The 16,398-nt window shown below is 67.0% G+C and carries 16 protein-coding genes; 14 read left to right on the top strand and 2 right to left on the bottom strand.

Going from position 1 to position 16,398, the window contains the following annotated elements; genetic code table 11:
* The first annotated feature begins 142 nt into the window (after positions 1-142).
* The 10 genes from BLR46_RS13075 to BLR46_RS13030 all read left to right on the top strand — a co-directional run bounded on the left by BLR46_RS13075 (position 143) and on the right by BLR46_RS13030 (position 9,814).
* Positions 143-364, top strand: coding sequence for a Flp family type IVb pilin (locus tag BLR46_RS13075; protein ID WP_093253046.1), 222 nt, complete (start codon positions 143-145; stop codon positions 362-364).
* A 96-nt stretch (positions 365-460) separates the two neighbouring features.
* The gene (locus BLR46_RS13070; protein ID WP_093253043.1) at positions 461-868 is read left to right on the top strand and encodes a TadE/TadG family type IV pilus assembly protein; all 408 of its coding nucleotides are present in this window, start codon (positions 461-463) and stop codon (positions 866-868) included.
* Positions 856-1,848: a pilus assembly protein TadG-related protein gene (locus BLR46_RS13065; protein ID WP_093253040.1), complete on the top strand. Its 993-nt coding sequence runs from the start codon at positions 856-858 to the stop codon at positions 1,846-1,848. The genes BLR46_RS13070 and BLR46_RS13065 overlap by 13 nt, the downstream gene beginning before the upstream one ends.
* Before the next feature lie 7 nt (positions 1,849-1,855).
* Positions 1,856-2,554 (top strand): Flp pilus assembly protein CpaB, encoded by a 699-nt coding sequence (cpaB, locus tag BLR46_RS13060; RefSeq protein ID WP_093253037.1) that lies wholly within the window; start codon positions 1,856-1,858, stop codon positions 2,552-2,554.
* Positions 2,551-3,711 carry a CpaE/TadZ family protein gene (locus BLR46_RS13055; protein ID WP_093253035.1) on the top strand — a complete coding sequence of 387 codons (1,161 nt, stop codon included), beginning with the start codon at positions 2,551-2,553 and terminating at the stop codon, positions 3,709-3,711. The genes cpaB and BLR46_RS13055 overlap by 4 nt, the downstream gene beginning before the upstream one ends.
* The gene (locus BLR46_RS13050; RefSeq protein WP_093253032.1) at positions 3,708-5,192 is read left to right on the top strand and encodes a TadA family conjugal transfer-associated ATPase; all 1,485 of its coding nucleotides are present in this window, start codon (positions 3,708-3,710) and stop codon (positions 5,190-5,192) included. Before BLR46_RS13055 ends, BLR46_RS13050 begins: the two co-directional genes overlap by 4 nt.
* Before the next feature lie 5 nt (positions 5,193-5,197).
* Positions 5,198-6,136 carry a type II secretion system F family protein gene (locus BLR46_RS13045; protein WP_093253298.1) on the top strand — a complete coding sequence of 313 codons (939 nt, stop codon included), beginning with the start codon at positions 5,198-5,200 and terminating at the stop codon, positions 6,134-6,136.
* Positions 6,137-6,143: 7 nt separating this feature from the next.
* Complete coding sequence (locus tag BLR46_RS13040) at positions 6,144-7,040, top strand: type II secretion system F family protein (protein ID WP_093253029.1); 897 nt, start codon at positions 6,144-6,146, stop codon at positions 7,038-7,040.
* Between the two features lie 5 nt (positions 7,041-7,045).
* Entirely contained in the window at positions 7,046-7,648 is a 603-nt protein-coding gene (locus BLR46_RS13035; protein WP_093253295.1) for a prepilin peptidase, read from the top strand.
* 84 nt (positions 7,649-7,732) lie between these two features.
* On the top strand, positions 7,733-9,814 hold the full coding sequence (locus BLR46_RS13030) for a PhoX family protein (RefSeq protein ID WP_218118465.1): 2,082 nt from the start codon (positions 7,733-7,735) through the stop codon (positions 9,812-9,814).
* Between the two features lie 69 nt (positions 9,815-9,883).
* Here the strand turns inward: BLR46_RS13030 and lpdA are convergent, their stop codons facing one another.
* On the bottom strand, positions 9,884-11,284 hold the full coding sequence (lpdA, locus tag BLR46_RS13025; protein ID WP_093253023.1) for a dihydrolipoyl dehydrogenase: 1,401 nt from the start codon (positions 11,282-11,284) through the stop codon (positions 9,884-9,886).
* A gap of 87 nt (positions 11,285-11,371) precedes the next feature.
* On the opposite strand from lpdA, the gene BLR46_RS13020 reads away from it, so the two are divergent.
* Positions 11,372-12,910 carry a helix-turn-helix domain-containing protein gene (locus tag BLR46_RS13020; RefSeq protein WP_093253021.1) on the top strand — a complete coding sequence of 513 codons (1,539 nt, stop codon included), beginning with the start codon at positions 11,372-11,374 and terminating at the stop codon, positions 12,908-12,910.
* Between the two features lie 3 nt (positions 12,911-12,913).
* Here the strand turns inward: BLR46_RS13020 and pdxY are convergent, their stop codons facing one another.
* Positions 12,914-13,768 carry a pyridoxal kinase PdxY gene (gene pdxY, locus BLR46_RS13015; RefSeq protein WP_093253018.1) on the bottom strand — a complete coding sequence of 285 codons (855 nt, stop codon included), beginning with the start codon at positions 13,766-13,768 and terminating at the stop codon, positions 12,914-12,916.
* 34 nt (positions 13,769-13,802) lie between these two features.
* Here pdxY and BLR46_RS13010 point away from each other — a divergent pair, with 34 nt between their 5' ends.
* The 3 genes from BLR46_RS13010 (at position 13,803) to BLR46_RS13000 (ending at position 16,394) form a co-directional block, all read left to right on the top strand.
* The gene (locus BLR46_RS13010; RefSeq protein ID WP_176761776.1) at positions 13,803-14,570 is read left to right on the top strand and encodes a glycerophosphodiester phosphodiesterase family protein; all 768 of its coding nucleotides are present in this window, start codon (positions 13,803-13,805) and stop codon (positions 14,568-14,570) included.
* A gap of 48 nt (positions 14,571-14,618) precedes the next feature.
* Positions 14,619-14,960, top strand: a complete 342-nt coding sequence (locus tag BLR46_RS13005; protein ID WP_093253012.1) for an RNA polymerase-binding protein RbpA — start codon at positions 14,619-14,621, stop codon at positions 14,958-14,960.
* Positions 14,961-15,203: 243 nt separating this feature from the next.
* Positions 15,204-16,394 carry a glutamate--cysteine ligase gene (locus BLR46_RS13000; RefSeq protein ID WP_093253010.1) on the top strand — a complete coding sequence of 397 codons (1,191 nt, stop codon included), beginning with the start codon at positions 15,204-15,206 and terminating at the stop codon, positions 16,392-16,394.
* Positions 16,395-16,398: the final 4 nt, after the last annotated feature.

Here is a 16,398-nt window from a genome sequence, read left to right as displayed (position 1 = left end):
CCGATCCGGAAATTTTTACGGAGGACTTGATAAAGAGGCCAAAAAAATGTAACTATGGTCCCGACCGCAGCGAAGGATACATCCAGACCGGGTCACTCGCGCGAAGTTCACTCCCCCAATCCTTCCGCAGATAGGAACTTCAATGATCAACTACCTCTTCGCTATGATCGACGCCCGCTTCGGCGGCAGTCGCGACCGCGGCGCCACGGCCGTGGAGTACGGCCTTTTGGTGGGCCTCATCGCCGTCGTTATCATCGTGGCTGTTACCGCTCTCGGTGGCACCTTGCAGGGGCTTTTCACCGATGTCAAGGATGCCCTGCCGGAGCCGACTTCCGGCGCCTCGGCGAGCACTAACGCCGGCTAGTCTCCCGAATATTTCGGTCGTCGCCAGCGCCGACTCGCTGGCGACGACCGTGTCGCCACGGCGACCCCGGTACCACTGAACTCCGAGGACTGATTTATGCAGCACATCAGGGGACATGACCGAGGAGCCTCGGCGGTCGAGTTCGCCCTTGTCGCACCCGTTTTCATCGCGATGATCTTGAGTGTCATCGCGTTCGGACACGCGTTCTTCGTCCAATCAGTGTTGTCGAACGCCGCACGAGACGGCGTCCGTGTGATGGCTTTGCAGGACACAAGCAACAACCGCGATCCGGTAGCGGAGGCAAAAAAGCGTGCCGTCGCGTCGGCGGCTCCTGGGGTGATCATCTCGGAGAACCAGGTCAGTGTGATGCCAGCAAACTGTGAAGCCGTGGACACCTCGGGCCCACTAACGGCGACCGTCACGATCAAGTATCCGATGCAGCTCCTGGGCCGAGTCGGTCAGATCACCCTCACCGGGAAAGGCACCATGCGATGCAACGGTTGAACGGGCATCCGCGCGAACGCGGCGCTGTCGCAGTCATCGCCGCGATAGTGCTGGTCATCGTGATGTCCATGGCCGCGTTGGCAATTGACGTCTCCGCGATGCACGTGGACCGCCAGCAACTTCAAACAGGTGCAGACGCTGCGGTGCTCGCCGTCGCGCAGGACTGCGCGCGAGACAGATGTTCAGAGGCCACTGCCACGACCGAGTTCCTGGCTGGCGCAAACATCAACGACGGGAATGCCGAGGGCACCATCCTGCAGATCGATGAGACGGCCGGCACTGTCACGGTCGAGACCTCCACCATTCGTGACCACTACTTTGCACCTGTGCTTGGCTTAGAAAGCACGCCGATCGCCGCTCGTGCGAGTGCCCGCTGGGGTTATCCCACCGGCGGCATCGCCGTACTCCCGCTTGCATTTTCTTGGTGTGAATTGGCCGAGCAGGTCGGGGTTACGGTGATCCGTGATTCTGAGACTGATGAAGTAGTGGGGGTCAACATTCCGTCGGACACGCCGGAGAGCACCATCTACTTTACGAAGGCGTCGGCCACCGACTGCACGGGCCCATCGAACAACTTGTTACCTGGCGGATTCGGCTGGCTCACGCCCAGCGCCACCAGTTGCAACAAGACCGAGTCGGTCATCGATGGCTGGATCGGCTCGGACAGTGGAAACAACGTGCCGTCCATCTGCACACCTGAGGCCTTCAACAAGTGGTTGGGCCAAACGATCCTTCTTCCGATCTTCGACGAGGCCAAGGGCACGGGTAGCAGTGGACAGTACAAGGTCTTCGGATACGCAGCATTCACGCTCAAGAGCTACTATTTCGCGGGCCAATTCAAGCCGCTCAACCCGCCGTGTGGCGGCGAAGAGCGCTGTATTCGCGGTAGCTTTGATCGCTTCGTCGACCTCAACGAGTACTTTGACTACAGCCCGAGCGGTCCACGACTCGGTGCTGCGGTTGTGGCGCTGACGGAGTGAGGATGCCATGTCCCGTCGATTGATAGCCAGCCTCTTGGCGCTGGTTTCCGCCGTTGTGGCGGGCCTGCTCGTGTTCACCTACGCCCAGGGCGCCGATAGTCGGGCAATGGCAGAGCTGGCCCCGGTGCCTGTCTTGGTGGTGACACAGCCGGTTCCCGCCGGAACTCCCGCAGAGGCCATGGCTGACTACGTCGCGGTGAAAGAGGTCCCAGAATCCTCTGTGACCCCCGGCGGGGTCGCTTCACTGGGTGATGTCGCCGGCCAAGTGACCGTCGCTCCCCTGGTTGCTGGTGAGCAACTGTTGGCCGCGCGCTTCGTCTCCCCTGAACTGGCTGATGCTCCGGCCTTCGAGATCCCCGATGGATTGCACCAGATCAGCATCCAGCTCGAGCCGCGCCGAGTCCTGGGTGGGCACCTCGCCGCGGGAGAGACGGTCGGTGTCTTCACGAGCGTCGAAGGGGAGACCGACCTTGTCCTCCACAAGGTGCTGGTGACCCGAGTTTCCGGTGGCGCAATTGAGGCGACCGATGAAGAGCCTGCTCAGGGTCCCGCGGAGAGCCTCATGGTCACGCTGGCTGTAAACGCCGCCGACGCTGCGAAGATCGTCTGGGCTGCGGAGTACTACCCGATCTGGCTCACGCTGGAGCCCGCCGACGCACCGGATGACAATCCGCCGGTCGTCACTGCGGAGAACGTGTTCCCATGATCCGCATCGTCCTCTCCGGCGTCGCTCCGGACTTCGAACAGCGGTTTGCCCAGGTGACGGGCAACTCGTGCCTCTCGCTCCCCCAGCCCAAGACTGGCGGAGCAAGCGCGCTAATGAATCTCCTCGAGGGCCTGCCGCCACCGGATCTTGTCGTTTTGGACGCGCGGACCGATCCCAACGCCGCGCTGGATCTGTCGCGCGAACTCACGCGTGACTATCCCGTGAGCGTTTTGCTCATCGCCGCAGAGCCAGAAACGCTGGGGCTGGCGGCCATGCGCTCGGGCGCGTCGGATGTGATCGGCGGCAACGCCGATGTTGAGGAGATTCGTCGCTCGATCGAGTCCACCATGCCCGCCGGTGCCCGTCGCGCCGAAGGCTGGACGCCGGCGCCGGAGGCACCCGCAGCGCCACGACCCACGGGGCGGGTCATCACCTTCGCCTCGCCGAAGGGGGGCGTGGGCAAGACTTTGACCTCCACCAACCTCGCCGTGGCGCTGGCACAAGCTGCTCCGGGATCGACGGTCCTCGTGGATCTGGACCTCCCCTTCGGCGATGTGGCGACGGCCCTCAGTCTGACCCACGAGTTCTCGGTGGCCGACGCCGTCGACGGCCCCGCGAGCCGGGATGCGATGGTCCTCAAGACCTACCTCGCACGGCACGCGTCCGGGCTCTATGCACTCCCTGCGCCCGACCACCCCGCCGCCGCCGAGAAGATCACCGCCGAGCAGATCCGGCACCTCTTGGAGATGCTTGCCACTGAGTTCGCCTACGTCGTCGTCGACACCTCCCCCGGGCTGATGGACCAGACCCTCGGCGCACTCGACGCCACCACAGACCTCGTCCTGCTCACCGCACTCAGCGTGCCTGGGGTGCGCGGGCTGCGGAAGGTGATCGACACCCTCAACGCGCTCAAGATGTTCTCGGCCAGGCGACAGGTGATCATCAACTTCGCCGACTCGGGCGGGGGCATGTCGAAGGCCGATGTCGAGGCGACACTCGGCGGACCGGTCGGGGGCACACTCCCCCGCTCCAAGGCCGCGCTCGCCTCCATCAACGTCGGCATCCCACTCATGCAGTCGGCCAAGCGTGACCCGCTCGTCAAGGCCCTTCGCCGGCTTGCCGGCGTCTTCATGGGTGACAAGGTGGTCGCCCGATGAGCCTCCTCGAACGGCTCCGGGCCGCCGAGGCACTACCCCCGGGCCTGGATCCGACCCCGGCCAGCCACAGCCCCGCCCCGGTGACGCCTGCCTCCGCCGTCGGACCGGGGACCGGCGCCGAACCGTCCGCCGCGGCAGCGAAACAGTCGCCCCAGGCGAAAGGCGAATCGGCGAAGGTCGCCGAGAGGGCACCCGCCGATGATGCCCTGCGCAAGCTCAAGGACAAGACCGCCAGCACGCTCTTCGAGCGAATCGGAGCCCGGCTCAACGACCCATCGCTCAGCGAGGAGCAACTCCACGCGCTGGTGCAGGCGGAGCTGAACGATGTCGTGGAAGAGGCCGCACTCCCCCTGAGTGCCGATCAGCGACGCCGGCTCACGCTCGAGGTCCGGGACGACGTCCTCGGCTATGGTCCGCTGCAGCCGTTGCTCGATGACGAGGCCATCAGCGAGATCATGGTGAACGGGCACGAGATGGTCTACATCGAGCGCGACGGGCGACTGCAGCGCGCCGATACGCGGTTCGCCTCCGAGGAGAGCCTCCGCAGGGTCATCGAGCGCATCGTCTCCCGGGTGGGCCGCCGTATCGACGAGTCTTCCCCCATGGTCGACGCGCGGCTTCCCGACGGCTCGCGCGTCAACGCGGTGATCCCGCCGCTCGCGTTCAACGGCTCCTCGCTGACCATCCGAAAGTTCAGCCGCGACCCTCTCAAGGTCGACGACCTCATCCGCTTCGGCACCATCACCCCCGAGATGGCGGACCTGTTGCACGCCTGCGTCGCCGCCAAGCTCAACATCATCGTCTCCGGCGGCACGGGCACGGGTAAGACCACGCTGCTGAACGTGCTGTCGTCGTTCATCCCCGACGACGAGCGCATCGTCACGATCGAGGACGCGGTCGAGCTCCAGCTGCAGCAGGAACACGTCGTCCGCCTCGAGTCCCGGCCCCGGAACATCGAGGGCAAGGGCGAGATCACCATCCGCGACCTCCTCCGGAACTCGCTCCGTATGCGCCCCGACCGCATCGTCGTCGGTGAGGTCCGCGGCGGCGAGAGCCTCGACATGCTCCAGGCCATGAACACCGGCCATGACGGCTCCCTCTCGACGGTGCACTCCAACTCCCCCCGCGACGCCGTCTCCCGCCTCGAGACACTGGTCCTCATGGCCGGCATGGAACTCCCCCTGCGCGCCATCCGCGAGCAGATCGCGTCGGCGGTGGACCTCATCATCCAGCTCACCCGCCTCCGGGACGGCACGCGACGAGTCACCGCGGTCACCGAGGTGCACGGCATGGAGGGCCAGACCGTCACGCTGCAGGACGTGTTCGTCTTCGACTACTCCGCGGGCGTGGACAGCAACGGACGCTTCCTCGGGAAGCCGAAGGCCACGGGTATCCGTCCCCGGTTCAGTGAGCGGTTCGAAGAACTCGGGATCAACCTTCCGGCGGGTCTGTTCGGCCGCCCCGACGGGAGCGTCCGGTGATCGACATGCTCCTGAGCCCGGTCAACCTGGCGGTGTTCTCCGCGGCGCTGTCCGTCGCGCTGGTGGTCTACCTCGTCGCCGCGCCCAAGCCTGTGCGCGTCCCCATTGAACGGCGACGCCCGGGCCTCGTCCCGGAACCGTCCGCGCTCGAGAAGGGGGCGGCGGCAGCCACGGCGCTCATCGAACGTGCCCTTCGCCGACGCGGCACCCCACCTGGTGCGTCGATGATCGAGCTGGCCGGACTCAAGATGCGCCGCCAGGACTTCATCTTCCTGGTCGGGGTTGGCGCGGTCGTCGGGGCGGCGCTGGGACTCCTGCTCGGCAGCATCCGTCTGGCCGTCGTCTTCGCGGGCATCGCGCCGGCACTGGCACGCGTCTGGCTGGGCATGAGGATCAGCAGGCGCCAGAAGCAGTTCGCCGAGCAGCTCGACGACTCGTTGGCACTGATGGCGTCGAACCTCCGCGCCGGACACAGCCTTGCGCAGGCGCTCGCGTCGGTGGCGAGCGAGTCCGAGAGTCCCACGTCGGAGGAATTCACCCGGGTGGTCAACGAGACGCGCGTCGGCCGTCCGCTCGTCGAATCGCTGATGGACACGTCGGCCCGCATGGAGAGCGAGGACTTCGCCTGGGCGGCGCAAGCCATCGGCATCAACCAGGAGGTCGGCGGCAACCTCGCCGAGATCCTCGACCAGGTCGCCAACACCATCCGGCAGCGCAACGAGATCCGCCGCCTCGTCGCCACCCTGAGCGCCGAGGGCCGGCTGTCGGCCATCATCCTCATGGCGCTGCCGTTCGTGGTCACGGGCTTCCTCATGCTCACCAACCCCGGCTACCTCGCGCCGTTCACCGAGGGCATCATCGGGCCGGCGCTGATCGTCCTGGGCATCATCATGCTCATCATCGGCGGCATCTGGCTGGCCAAGACCGTGACGATCAAGTTCTGAGGCCGGCGTGAACGAGATCATCCTTGCCGCGTCGTTGCTGGCGGCGCTCGCCGTGGGCACCGTCGTGTGGACGGTGGCAACGATCGTCGATCCGCAACGGAAGCAGTTGCTGGCCAACCTGCAGCGCGGCCCCGTCGCACGTGGCGCCACTGCCGAACCCGTGCACGGTCCGCGACCGAACCCGCTGCCCGCCCTCGCCCGGCGGCTGACTCCCCCGGTGATCGTCAAGATGCTCGAGCGCCAGTACCTGCTGGCAGGCCGCCCGATGGCGTGGCCCATCGAGAAGCTCCTCGTCCTGAAAATGGTGTGGATCCCGGTCGGCATCCTGTTCGGCTACACGATGATCAACGCCTCGGAAGCGCCGCTGATGAAGCTCATCTTCGTCATCGTCCCCATTGTGGTCTACTTCCTGCCCGAGCTGTTGTTGAACAGCCACGGCCAGAAGCGCAACGAGACCATCGAGCTCGAGCTCGCCGACACCCTCGACCAGATGATGATCTCCGTCGAGGCCGGCCTCGGCTTCGACGCCGCAATGTCGATGGCCGCGAAGAACGGCAAGGGGCCGCTGGCCGAGGAGCTGAAGCGCACCTTCCAGGACATCCAGATCGGCCGCTCAAGGCGGCAGGCCTTCGAGGCGCTGACGCACCGCACCACCGTCGCCGACCTGCGTCGCTTCGTCCGCGCCGTCATCCAGGCCGACGCCTACGGCATCTCCATCAGCGACGTGCTGCGCACCCAAGCCAGTGAGATGCGCCTCAAGCGCCGACAACGCGCCGAGGAGAAGGCGCAGAAGATCCCGGTCAAGGTGCTCATGCCGCTGATGCTCTTCATCTTGCCCGTGCTGTTCATCGTCGTGCTCGGGCCGGCGGTCATGGGCATGGTCGAGGCCTTCGGCGGCATGTGATCGGCGTGGACCTCCTCATCCTCTTACTCACAGCGCTGGCGTGCGCGCTCGTCGCCGCAGCGGTCACTCCCCTGCTCCGGCGCGAACTCACCAGTCGGGGCTGGGTCGCCTGGCTGCACGTCCCCCTCGCGGCCGCGGCCGGAGCCGGAGCGGCCGCGCTCGCCGAGACGACGCCCGAGTTGGTCGCATTCGCCGCGGCGGGAACCGTCATAGCGTTGCTAATGGTGGTGGACCTGCTCGAGCACCGGCTGCCGGACCGGCTCGTCGCCCCGGCCTGGCTCGCGCTGGTGCTGCCGCTTACGTTCACCGGGGACTGGAACGGTCTCGGCCGCGCGCTGCTGGCATCGGTGACGTGCCTCGTCGTGTATTTCGCGCTCGCATGGATCTCCCCCGCAGGGATGGGACTCGGCGACGTGAAGTTCGCCGCGGTGGTCGGCACCTTCCTCGGCTGGTTCGGTTGGTCTCACGTGTTGTGGGGCACCCTGCTGGCGTTCGCGCTCAACGCCGTGGTCTCGCTGCTCGCACTCATCCGCGGCAGGCGTGGCTCCGAACTCCCGTTCGGCCCCCTGATGGTCGTCGGCGCGATCCTGGCCGTCACGTTTCGCTGAGCCCATCCTGACGTAATTCAAGATTCATCGACTCGTAACCTGCGGCACCCGAAGCCGAAACCTGAGCCCAATTGGATGGCCTCCATGAGCATTCGTGATCTCCTGCCGTTCCTGGCTCCCGTGCACGGCAACCGTTCGTCGCTCACCTGCAAGATGAAGTGCGGCGACGCCTGCTTCCATGAGGTGCCCAACACCTCCGCCAACGAGTACTTCGGCGACGTGGTCGCCTCCGTCTCGCGCCGCGGCCTCCTCAAGGCCGGCGCCGTCGTAGGCCTCGCCGGAGCCTTCGGCGCCGTCATCACCTCCCAGCAGGGCACGCCCGCGCTGGCCGCGCCGCGACAGGCGTTCGACTTCGAGGCCATCGCCCCGCAGACCACCGACTCCGTCTTCATCCCCGAGGGCTGGGAACAGGACATCGTCATGCGCTGGGGCGACAAGCTCTTCTCCTCGGCACCGGACTTCGACCCGCAGCGCCAGACCCGCGCCGCCCAGGAGCAGCAGTTCGGCTACAACTGCGACTTCCTCGGCTTCTTCCCGCTCGACCGCGGCACCGAGCTGATGATGGTGAACCACGAGTACACCGACGAATACATCATGTTCCCGGACTTCGTCGAGGGCGTCTCCACCAAGGAGCAGACCGACGTGGCGCTCGCCGCCCACGGCCTCTCGATCGTCGCCGTGGCGAAGGAACACCGCAGCGGCCGCCTGACGCCCATCGTCGACCACCGCCTGAACCGCCGCCTCACGGCCTTCTCCGAGTTCGAGCTGACCGGTCCGGCCGCGGGCCACGACCTCCTGCGCACCTCGGAGGACCCCACCGGCACCAAGGTGCTCGGCACCCTCAACAACTGCGCCGGCGGCCTGACCCCGTGGGGCACCTGGCTGACCGCCGAGGAGAACTTCAACCAGTACTTCGCCAACGCGAACTCGGTCACCGACCCGGCCGAGCGCGCTCGCCTCGCCCGCTACGGGCTCCCGGGCGGCTCCACTGAGCGTCGCTGGGAGGAGCACTACGACCGCTTCGACATCGCCAAGGAGCCCAACGAGGTCAACCGCTTCGGCTGGGTCGTGGAGGTGGACCCGTTCGACCCCACGTCGACCCCCAAGAAGCGCACCATGCTCGGCCGGTTCAAGCACGAGGCCGGCACCGCCGTGATCTCCGCCGACGGCCGCGCGGTCGTCTACTCCGGTGACGACGAGCGCTTCGACTACCTCTACAAGTTCGTCTCCGAGGGCAAGGTGGACGTCGACGGCGGCGCCGCCGGCAACACCGACCTGCTCGACCGCGGCACCCTGTACGGCGCCCGCTTCACCGGCGACTCCCCCGCCGCCGAGATCGACGGCACCGGCAAGCTCCCCTCCGACGGCGCGTTCGACGGCAGCGGCGAGTGGATCCCGCTGGTGACCAACGACGTCTCGCACGTGCCCGGCTTCACCGCCGCGGAGGTGCTCGTCTACACCCGCCAGGCGGCGGACCAGGTCGGCGCCACCAAGATGGACCGCCCGGAGGACGTCGAGACCAACCCGGTCAACAGGCGGGTCTACATGGCGCTCACCAACAACACCCAGCGCGGCACCGCCGGGCGGGCGGGCGTCGACGAGGCGAACCCCATCACCGCCAACAAGCACGGCCACGTCATCGAGATGGTGGAAGCCGGCGACGACCCCGCGGCCACCACGTTCGCGTGGAACATCCTGCTGCTGTGCGGTGATCCGAACGATCCCAGCACCTACTTCGCCGGCTTCGACAAGTCGCAGGTCTCCCCCATCTCGTGCCCCGACAACGTCGCGTTCGACTCCGTCGGCAACCTGTGGGTCTCCACCGACGGCAACAAGCTCGGCGCCCACGACGGCCTCTACGAGGTCATCGTCGACGGCGAGCAGCGTGGCCGTGTCCGTCAGTTCCTCTCCGTGCCCAAGGGCGCGGAGTGCTGCGGCCCAGTGATCACCGACGAGCGCGTCAACATCGCCGTCCAGCACCCGGGCGAGACCGACGACTCGACGTTCGTCAACCCGTCGTCCAACTGGCCCGACGGTGGCAACTCCATCCCTCGCCCGTCGGTCGTCAGCGTCTGGCGGAAGCTCCCCGGCAAGCCGGACTTCGCGGGCCAGGGCAAGCCGTCCCACGCGGGCGAGAAGGGCAAGCCGGCGCACGCACAGGGCTGACGCCGGCAGGAAACGACGGTGGGCCCGGGATTTCTCCCGGGCCCACCGTTTCGCGTGCGAAGGTGAGCGTCAGAGGTGGATCATGTGGCCAGCGAGGCCGTGCACCGTCTCCATCAGCGCCTCCGACAGGGTCGGGTGCGCGTGGATGTTGCGGCCGATCTCGTCCGCGGTGATGTCGTAGGCCTGCGCCAGCGTCAGCTCGGGGAGCAGCTCGGTCACGTCGGGCCCGATCATGTGGGCGCCGAGGATCTCGTTGTAGTTGGCGTCCGCGACGATCTTCACGAAGCCGACGGCGTCACCGAGGCCCCACGCCTTGCCGTTGGCGGAGAACGGGAACTTCGACACCTTCACGTCGTAGCCCTTGTCCTTCGCCTGCTGCTCCGAGTAGCCGAAGGAGGCGACCTGGGGCTGACAGTAGGTGGCGCGCGGGATCATCTCGTAGTTGATCGGGTACGTCTCGGCGCCCGCGATCGTCTCGGCCGCGACGATGCCCTGCGCGGAGGCGGTGTGCGCCAGCATGAGCTTGCCGGTGCAGTCGCCCACCGCGTAGATGCCCTCGACGTTGGTGCGCATGTACTCGTCGATCTTGATCGCGCCGCGCTCGGTGAGCTCGACGCCGGTGTTCTCCAGCCCATAGCCCTCGACGCGGGGCGCGAAGCCCACGGCGGAGAGGAAGCGGTCGGCCTCGAGCACCTGCTGCTCGCCGCCCTGCGCGGGGCTCACCGTGACGCGGACGCCGGAGCCGGTGTCCTCGATGTTCTCGACCTTCGTGGAGGTGAGCACCTTGATGCCCATCTTCTTGTACGCCTTGGCGAGCTCGGCGGAGATCTCCTTGTCCTCGGTGGGCACCATGCGGTCGAGGAACTCGACGATGGTGACGTCGGCACCGTACTGGCGCAGCAGGTAGGCGAACTCCGTGCCGATGGCCCCGGAGCCGCCGACGATGATGGAGCCGGGGACCTCGTCGGCGAGGATCTGCTCCTTGTAGGTGACGACGTTGTCGGAGAGCTTGGTGCCGGGCAGCAGCTTCGTGGTGGCACCGGCGGAGATGATGCACGTGTCGAACGTGATGCGCTGGGACTCGCCGTCGTTGCCGGCGACCTCGATCGTCTTGGCGTCGACGAAGGTGCCCCAGCCGTGGATCTCCTGGATCTTGTTCTTCTTCATCAGGAAGTGGACGCCCTTGGTCATCCGCTCCGACACCTCACGGCTGCGCTTGAAAGCCTTGTCGTAATGGAAGGTGAACTCCCCCTCGATGCCGTACTTGTCGGCCTCGTTGGCGAGGATCTGGGTCAGTTCCGCGTTGCGCATCAGCGCCTTCGTCGGGATGCAGCCGACGTTCAGGCAGACACCGCCCCAGTACTCCTTCTCGATGATCGCAACTTTCTTGCCCAACTGGGCGGCGCGAATGGCGGCGACGTAACCACCTGGGCCCGCGCCGAGGACAACCGTGTCAAAGTGAGAGCTCATGCGGCCAACTCTAGCCCTCCCCGCCCGGTGCCATCACGTTGCTCCAACGGCTTGGTTTATCTCATAAATGAGATTACAGTCGTCAGAATGATGAGTGCAACGAGTGAGACCATCGGTCGGCTGATCCACGACGCCCGCATTGCCCGGGGCTGGTCGCAGCAGCGCCTGGCCGACGAGTTGGGCACCGCCCAGAGCGCCGTCCACCGTATCGAGAATGGGCAGCAGAACCTCTCGTTGAGCATGATCAACCGTCTCGCCGAGGCCCTCGAGATGCCGCTGATCCAGTCCGCCACCAAGGGCGCGATGAACTTCCGCATCGAGGGCCCGACGAAGCTCTCCGGCGAGATCGAGGTGCGGTCGTCGAAGAACGCCGCAGTGGCGCTGCTGTGCGCGTCGCTGCTGAACCGGGGCACCACCACGCTGCGCGGCATCGCGCGCATCGAGGAGGTCGACCGCATCAGCGAGGTGCTCGCCTCGATCGGCGTCGAGCTCACCTGGACCGGCGAGGGCCGGGACCTCGTGATCCGCCGCCCCGAGCGGCTCCTCCCCGAGACGATCGACGTACGCGCGGCCAAGCGCACCCGCTCGATTCTCATGTTCCTCGGCCCACTGATGCACGAGTTCGACCGCTTCGAACTTCCCTATGCCGGCGGCTGCGACCTCGGCCAGCGCACCGTCCACCCGCACATGGCGGGTCTGGGCAAGCTCGGCCTCTCCGTGGTGGCCACCGACGGGCAGTACCACGCCACCGTCGAGAAGCTCGACGACCTGAAGCGCAGTGTCACCCTCATCGAGCGCGGCGACACCGTCACCGAGAACATCCTGATGGCCGCGGCCCGCACCCCGGGCACCACCATCATCCGCAACGCCTCCGGCAACTACATGGTGCAGGACCTGTGCTTCTACCTGCAGCGCCTCGGCGTGCAGATCGAGGGTATCGGCACCACCACGCTCCGCATCGAGGGCCTGGAGGACATCGACGTCGACGTCGAGTACGACATCTCCGAGGACCCCATCGAGGCCATGAGCCTGCTCACCGCGGGCATCGTCACGAAGTCCGAGATGACCGTCCGCCGGTGCCCCGTCGAGTTCCTCGACGTGGAGCTCGCGGTCCTCGACGAGATGGGCCAGAAGCTCGAGATGAGCAACGAGTACCTGAGCCGCAACGGCCAGACCCGCCTCGTCGACATCACCCTGTACCCGTCCGAGCTGACGGCGCCGATGGACAAGATCCACCCGATGCCGTTCCCGGGCCTGAACATCGACAACTTGCCGTTCTTCGCCGTGATCTGCGCGGCGGCGGAGGGGCAGTCGCTGATCTACGACTGGGTCTACGACAACCGCGCGGTGCACCTGTCGAAGCTCGCCGACCTGGGCGCGAACATCCAGGCGCTCGACGCCCACCGGCTGCTGATCATCGGCCCCACCAAGTGGCGCGGACGCCAGATCCAGAGCCCGCCGGCACTGCGCCCCGCGGTCTGTCTGCTGCTCGCCGCGCTCGCCGCACGGGAGACCACGCACCTGATGGACGTCTACGTCATCAACCGCGGCTACGAGGACCTGCCCCAGCGCCTCAACAGGCTCGGCGCGAAGATCAACGTCTTCTGGGGCGACGCGGACGACTAGCCCTCAGCGGACTCGTCGCGCCTCGAAAGTGAACCGGGGCGCGACGATGTCGTCCTGGGCGCTCACCAGCCGGAGCTCGCGGGAATCCTGGGCGGTCGTCGCCTCCAGCACCGAGTAGACGATCGAGGCTGTGGCACCGAGCGCCTCCGCGAGGTCGCCCGAGCGGAGCCAATGGGTGAGGAACATGGCGGTGGTGAGGTCGCCGGAGCCGGTGAAGGTGCGGTCGAGGATCGGGGTCGCTACCTCGAAGACCCCTTGGTCCCCCACCGCCAGCATGCGCAGCGCGTCGAGTGCGAGGTCGTCGGCGAACACGGACGTCACCATGACCACCTCCGGCCCGCGGCTGCGAAGCTCCTGCGCGGCGTCGATGATGTCCTGCAGCGTGCTCGTCTCACGGCCGGTCAGGAAGTGCAGTTCGAACAGGTTCGGCGTCATGACGTCGGCCTTGGCCACCACGTGGTCGCGCCAGAACTCGGGGATCCCGGGGCGCGCGTAGAAGCCGCGGCCGAAGTCCCCCATGACCGGGTCGGCGCAGAACAGTGCCTCCGGGTTGTGCCGCTTCACGGTCGCCGCGGCATCGAGGATCACCTGCCCGACCTCGGGGGCTCCGAGGTAGCCGCAGAGCAGCGCGTCGACGTGGCGCATCGCGTCGCGCTCCTCCACGCCGCGCACCACGTCGCGCACGTCATCGGGCGCGATCAGGGGTCCGCGCCAGTTCTCGTAGCTGGTGTTGTTGGAGAAGGTGACGGTGTAGACGGGGATCACGTCGACGCCGGATCGCTGCAGCGGGAACACGGCGGCCGAGTTGCCCGCGTGACCGTAGGCGACGGCGGACTGGATCGAGAGCACTGTTGGCATTCACACATCTTGGCACGGGTGCATAATGGGGCGCATGGCTGCCCGAAGCGAGTACCTGAGCCCCCGGTTCATTCCGCTCGCTCACCGCGGCGGCTCCTTCCTGCCGGCCAACCTGGGCATCGAGAACACGCTGCGCGCCTTCGAGAACGCGGTCGCGCTCGGCTACGACTACCTCGAGACCGACGTGCACGTCACCCGGGACGGGCACCTGATCGCGTTCCACGACGAGAACCTGGCCCGCGTCACCGATTTCGACGGCACGCCCAGCGAACTCCTGCTGGAGGAGGCGAAGGAACTGCTCGTGGGTGAGCGCGAGGAGATCCCCACCCTCGACGAGCTGCTGGAGCGCTTCCCCGAGGTGAAGTTCAACATCGACATCAAGACCCCCGGCGCGACGGAGCCGCTGTCGGCCACGATCGACCGGCACGGCGCGCAGCACCGGGTACTCGTCGGGTCCTTCTCGTCCGCGCGCATCCACCACTTCCGGAAGCTGCAGCCGACTGTCCCGACCGCCGCGTCGCCGAAGGCCGTGATGATGCTGGCCGCGGGCCTCATCACCACGCAGGGCGACGTGTACCAGGTGCCGCTGCGCTACGAGTCCGGGCTCGTCAAGGTGGACCTCGTCACCCCCCGCACCATCGAACTCGTCCACCGCGCCCGCAAGAAGATCCACGTGTGGACCGTCGACGACGACTCGACGATGCACCGCCTCATCGACTGGGGCGTCGACGGCATCATCACCGACCGGCCCGAATTGCTCAAAGCAGTCCTGCGCATGCGGGGCATGTGGTCTACTCGGTGAGGAACATCTGACCCCGCCCGGGCGTTATGTTCGTGAGAGGAGGTAACCATGGCAGATCACGCACTACGCGGCGTCGGGCTCGGCTCGAAGACCTTCGAGGACGAGCAGGGCATCGAGTTCGCCGAACGACAAGTGCTCGGGTTCGACTGCCCCAACGGGCATCACTTCGAGGTCACCTTCGCGATTGAGGCAGACCTCCCCACTTCCTGGGAATGCAAGAAGTGCGGCAAGGAGGCGGTCCGCTCCGACGGTGTCGTGGGCGAGGAGAAGGAGGTCAAGCCGCAGCGGACCCACTGGGACATGCTGCGCGAACGCCGCTCGATCCCCGAGCTCGAGGACATCTTCCAGGAACAACTGAGCAAGAAGCGCGAGTCGGACGTCGAGTACTGACCACCGGTCGCAGGATTCACGCGGCGCCGCCCTGAAGGGCGGCGCCGCTTGTCGTCCCACCACAAGCTGCTGTCCCGAGATCGGTGCCGAACGCCACCGTCGCGGTGTAGCCTCCGATCAGAGTCGAGAAGCTGGCTCAACCACCGGCGGGTGGTGGAGCAGCGAGCGACTCTCTTTTTGTTTCACCTCCCGCCGTTCCCGAATCAGTGTTCGGCGGCGGCGCCGCATGGAGGTGAACGAGTCATGAGGTCATTCGGTGTCGAGGAGGAACTCCTCATCGTGAAGGCGCACACGCTCGTGCCCTACCCGATCGCGCAGGAGGTCGTGTCCACCCATATGGAGGATCGTCCCTCCCGTCTCATCCACACCGTGGAGACCACCCGCACCGAATGGCCGATGCCTTCGGACCACGTCCTGGTGACGGGGCTGCACCAGGAGCAACTGAAGGTCGTCGGTCCCCCGGTGGACACGTTCAACGAGCAACTGGAGGCGATTCGTCGCGGCCGTCAACTGGCCGACGCTGCGGCGACCGAGTGGGGGGCACGGGTGGTGGCGCTCGCCTCGCCGCTCTCCTCGCAGCAGCCGCACGTCACCACTGACCCGCGCCATCGGGCCATCGGGAGCAGGTACGGCCTCCTCGCCCGCGAGCAGTTGAGCTGTGGCTTCCACATCCACGTCGAGGTGGACTCCGACGACGAGGGTATCCACGTGCTCGACCGGAGCCGGGTATGGCTTCCCGTACTCCTGGCCATGAGCGCGAACTCGCCGTACTGGAACGGCACCGACTCGTCGTTCGCCAGCTATCGCTACCAGAGCTGGTGCCGTTGGCCCACCGCTGGGCCCTGCGAGCCCTACGGCTCGATCGCCGCCTACCAGCGCAGGGCCGAGGCCATGATCCGCTCGGGCGCAGCACTGGACCGGGAGATGCTCCACTACGACGCGCGCCTCTCCGAGCACTACCCGACGGTCGAGGTGCGCGTGGCCGACGTCTGTCTCGATCCCCGGGGTGCGGCGGCGCTCGCCACGCTGGTGCGGGCCTTGGTGGAGACCGCGGCCAACCAGTGGCGCGCGGGTGAGCCGGCCCCTCCGGTAGGGGCGGCCGAGTTGCGGGCCTGGAGCTGGCGGGCTGCACACGACGGCCTGGCGGGACAGCTCATGGATCCCAGGAGCGGGGCGGAGCGCCCGGCGGAGGAGGTCGTGGCGCGGTTCCTCGACCACGTCGGCGAGGCGCTGGAGGAGACCGGCGAGTGGGGGCTCGTCGTTCCGGTTGTCGCGGACCTGCTGCTGAACGGCACGGGTGCCGACTGGCAGCGCCGGGCGTACGCCGAGCGCGCCGACTTCCGCGACGTGGTCGAGGTGGCCCTGTCGATGACGCACGAGGAGGGACCACCGCCGCAGGAGCCGGCGGCCGCGCTCATGCCGCGCATCGCGTGAGCGG

The sequence above is a fragment of the Tessaracoccus oleiagri genome (genome assembly GCF_900103275.1).
GTDB classification, from domain to species: domain Bacteria; phylum Actinomycetota; class Actinomycetes; order Propionibacteriales; family Propionibacteriaceae; genus Arachnia; species Arachnia oleiagri.
The sequence above is the reverse complement of the archived record's forward strand: the minus strand, read 5'-3'. Positions and strand labels throughout refer to the sequence as shown.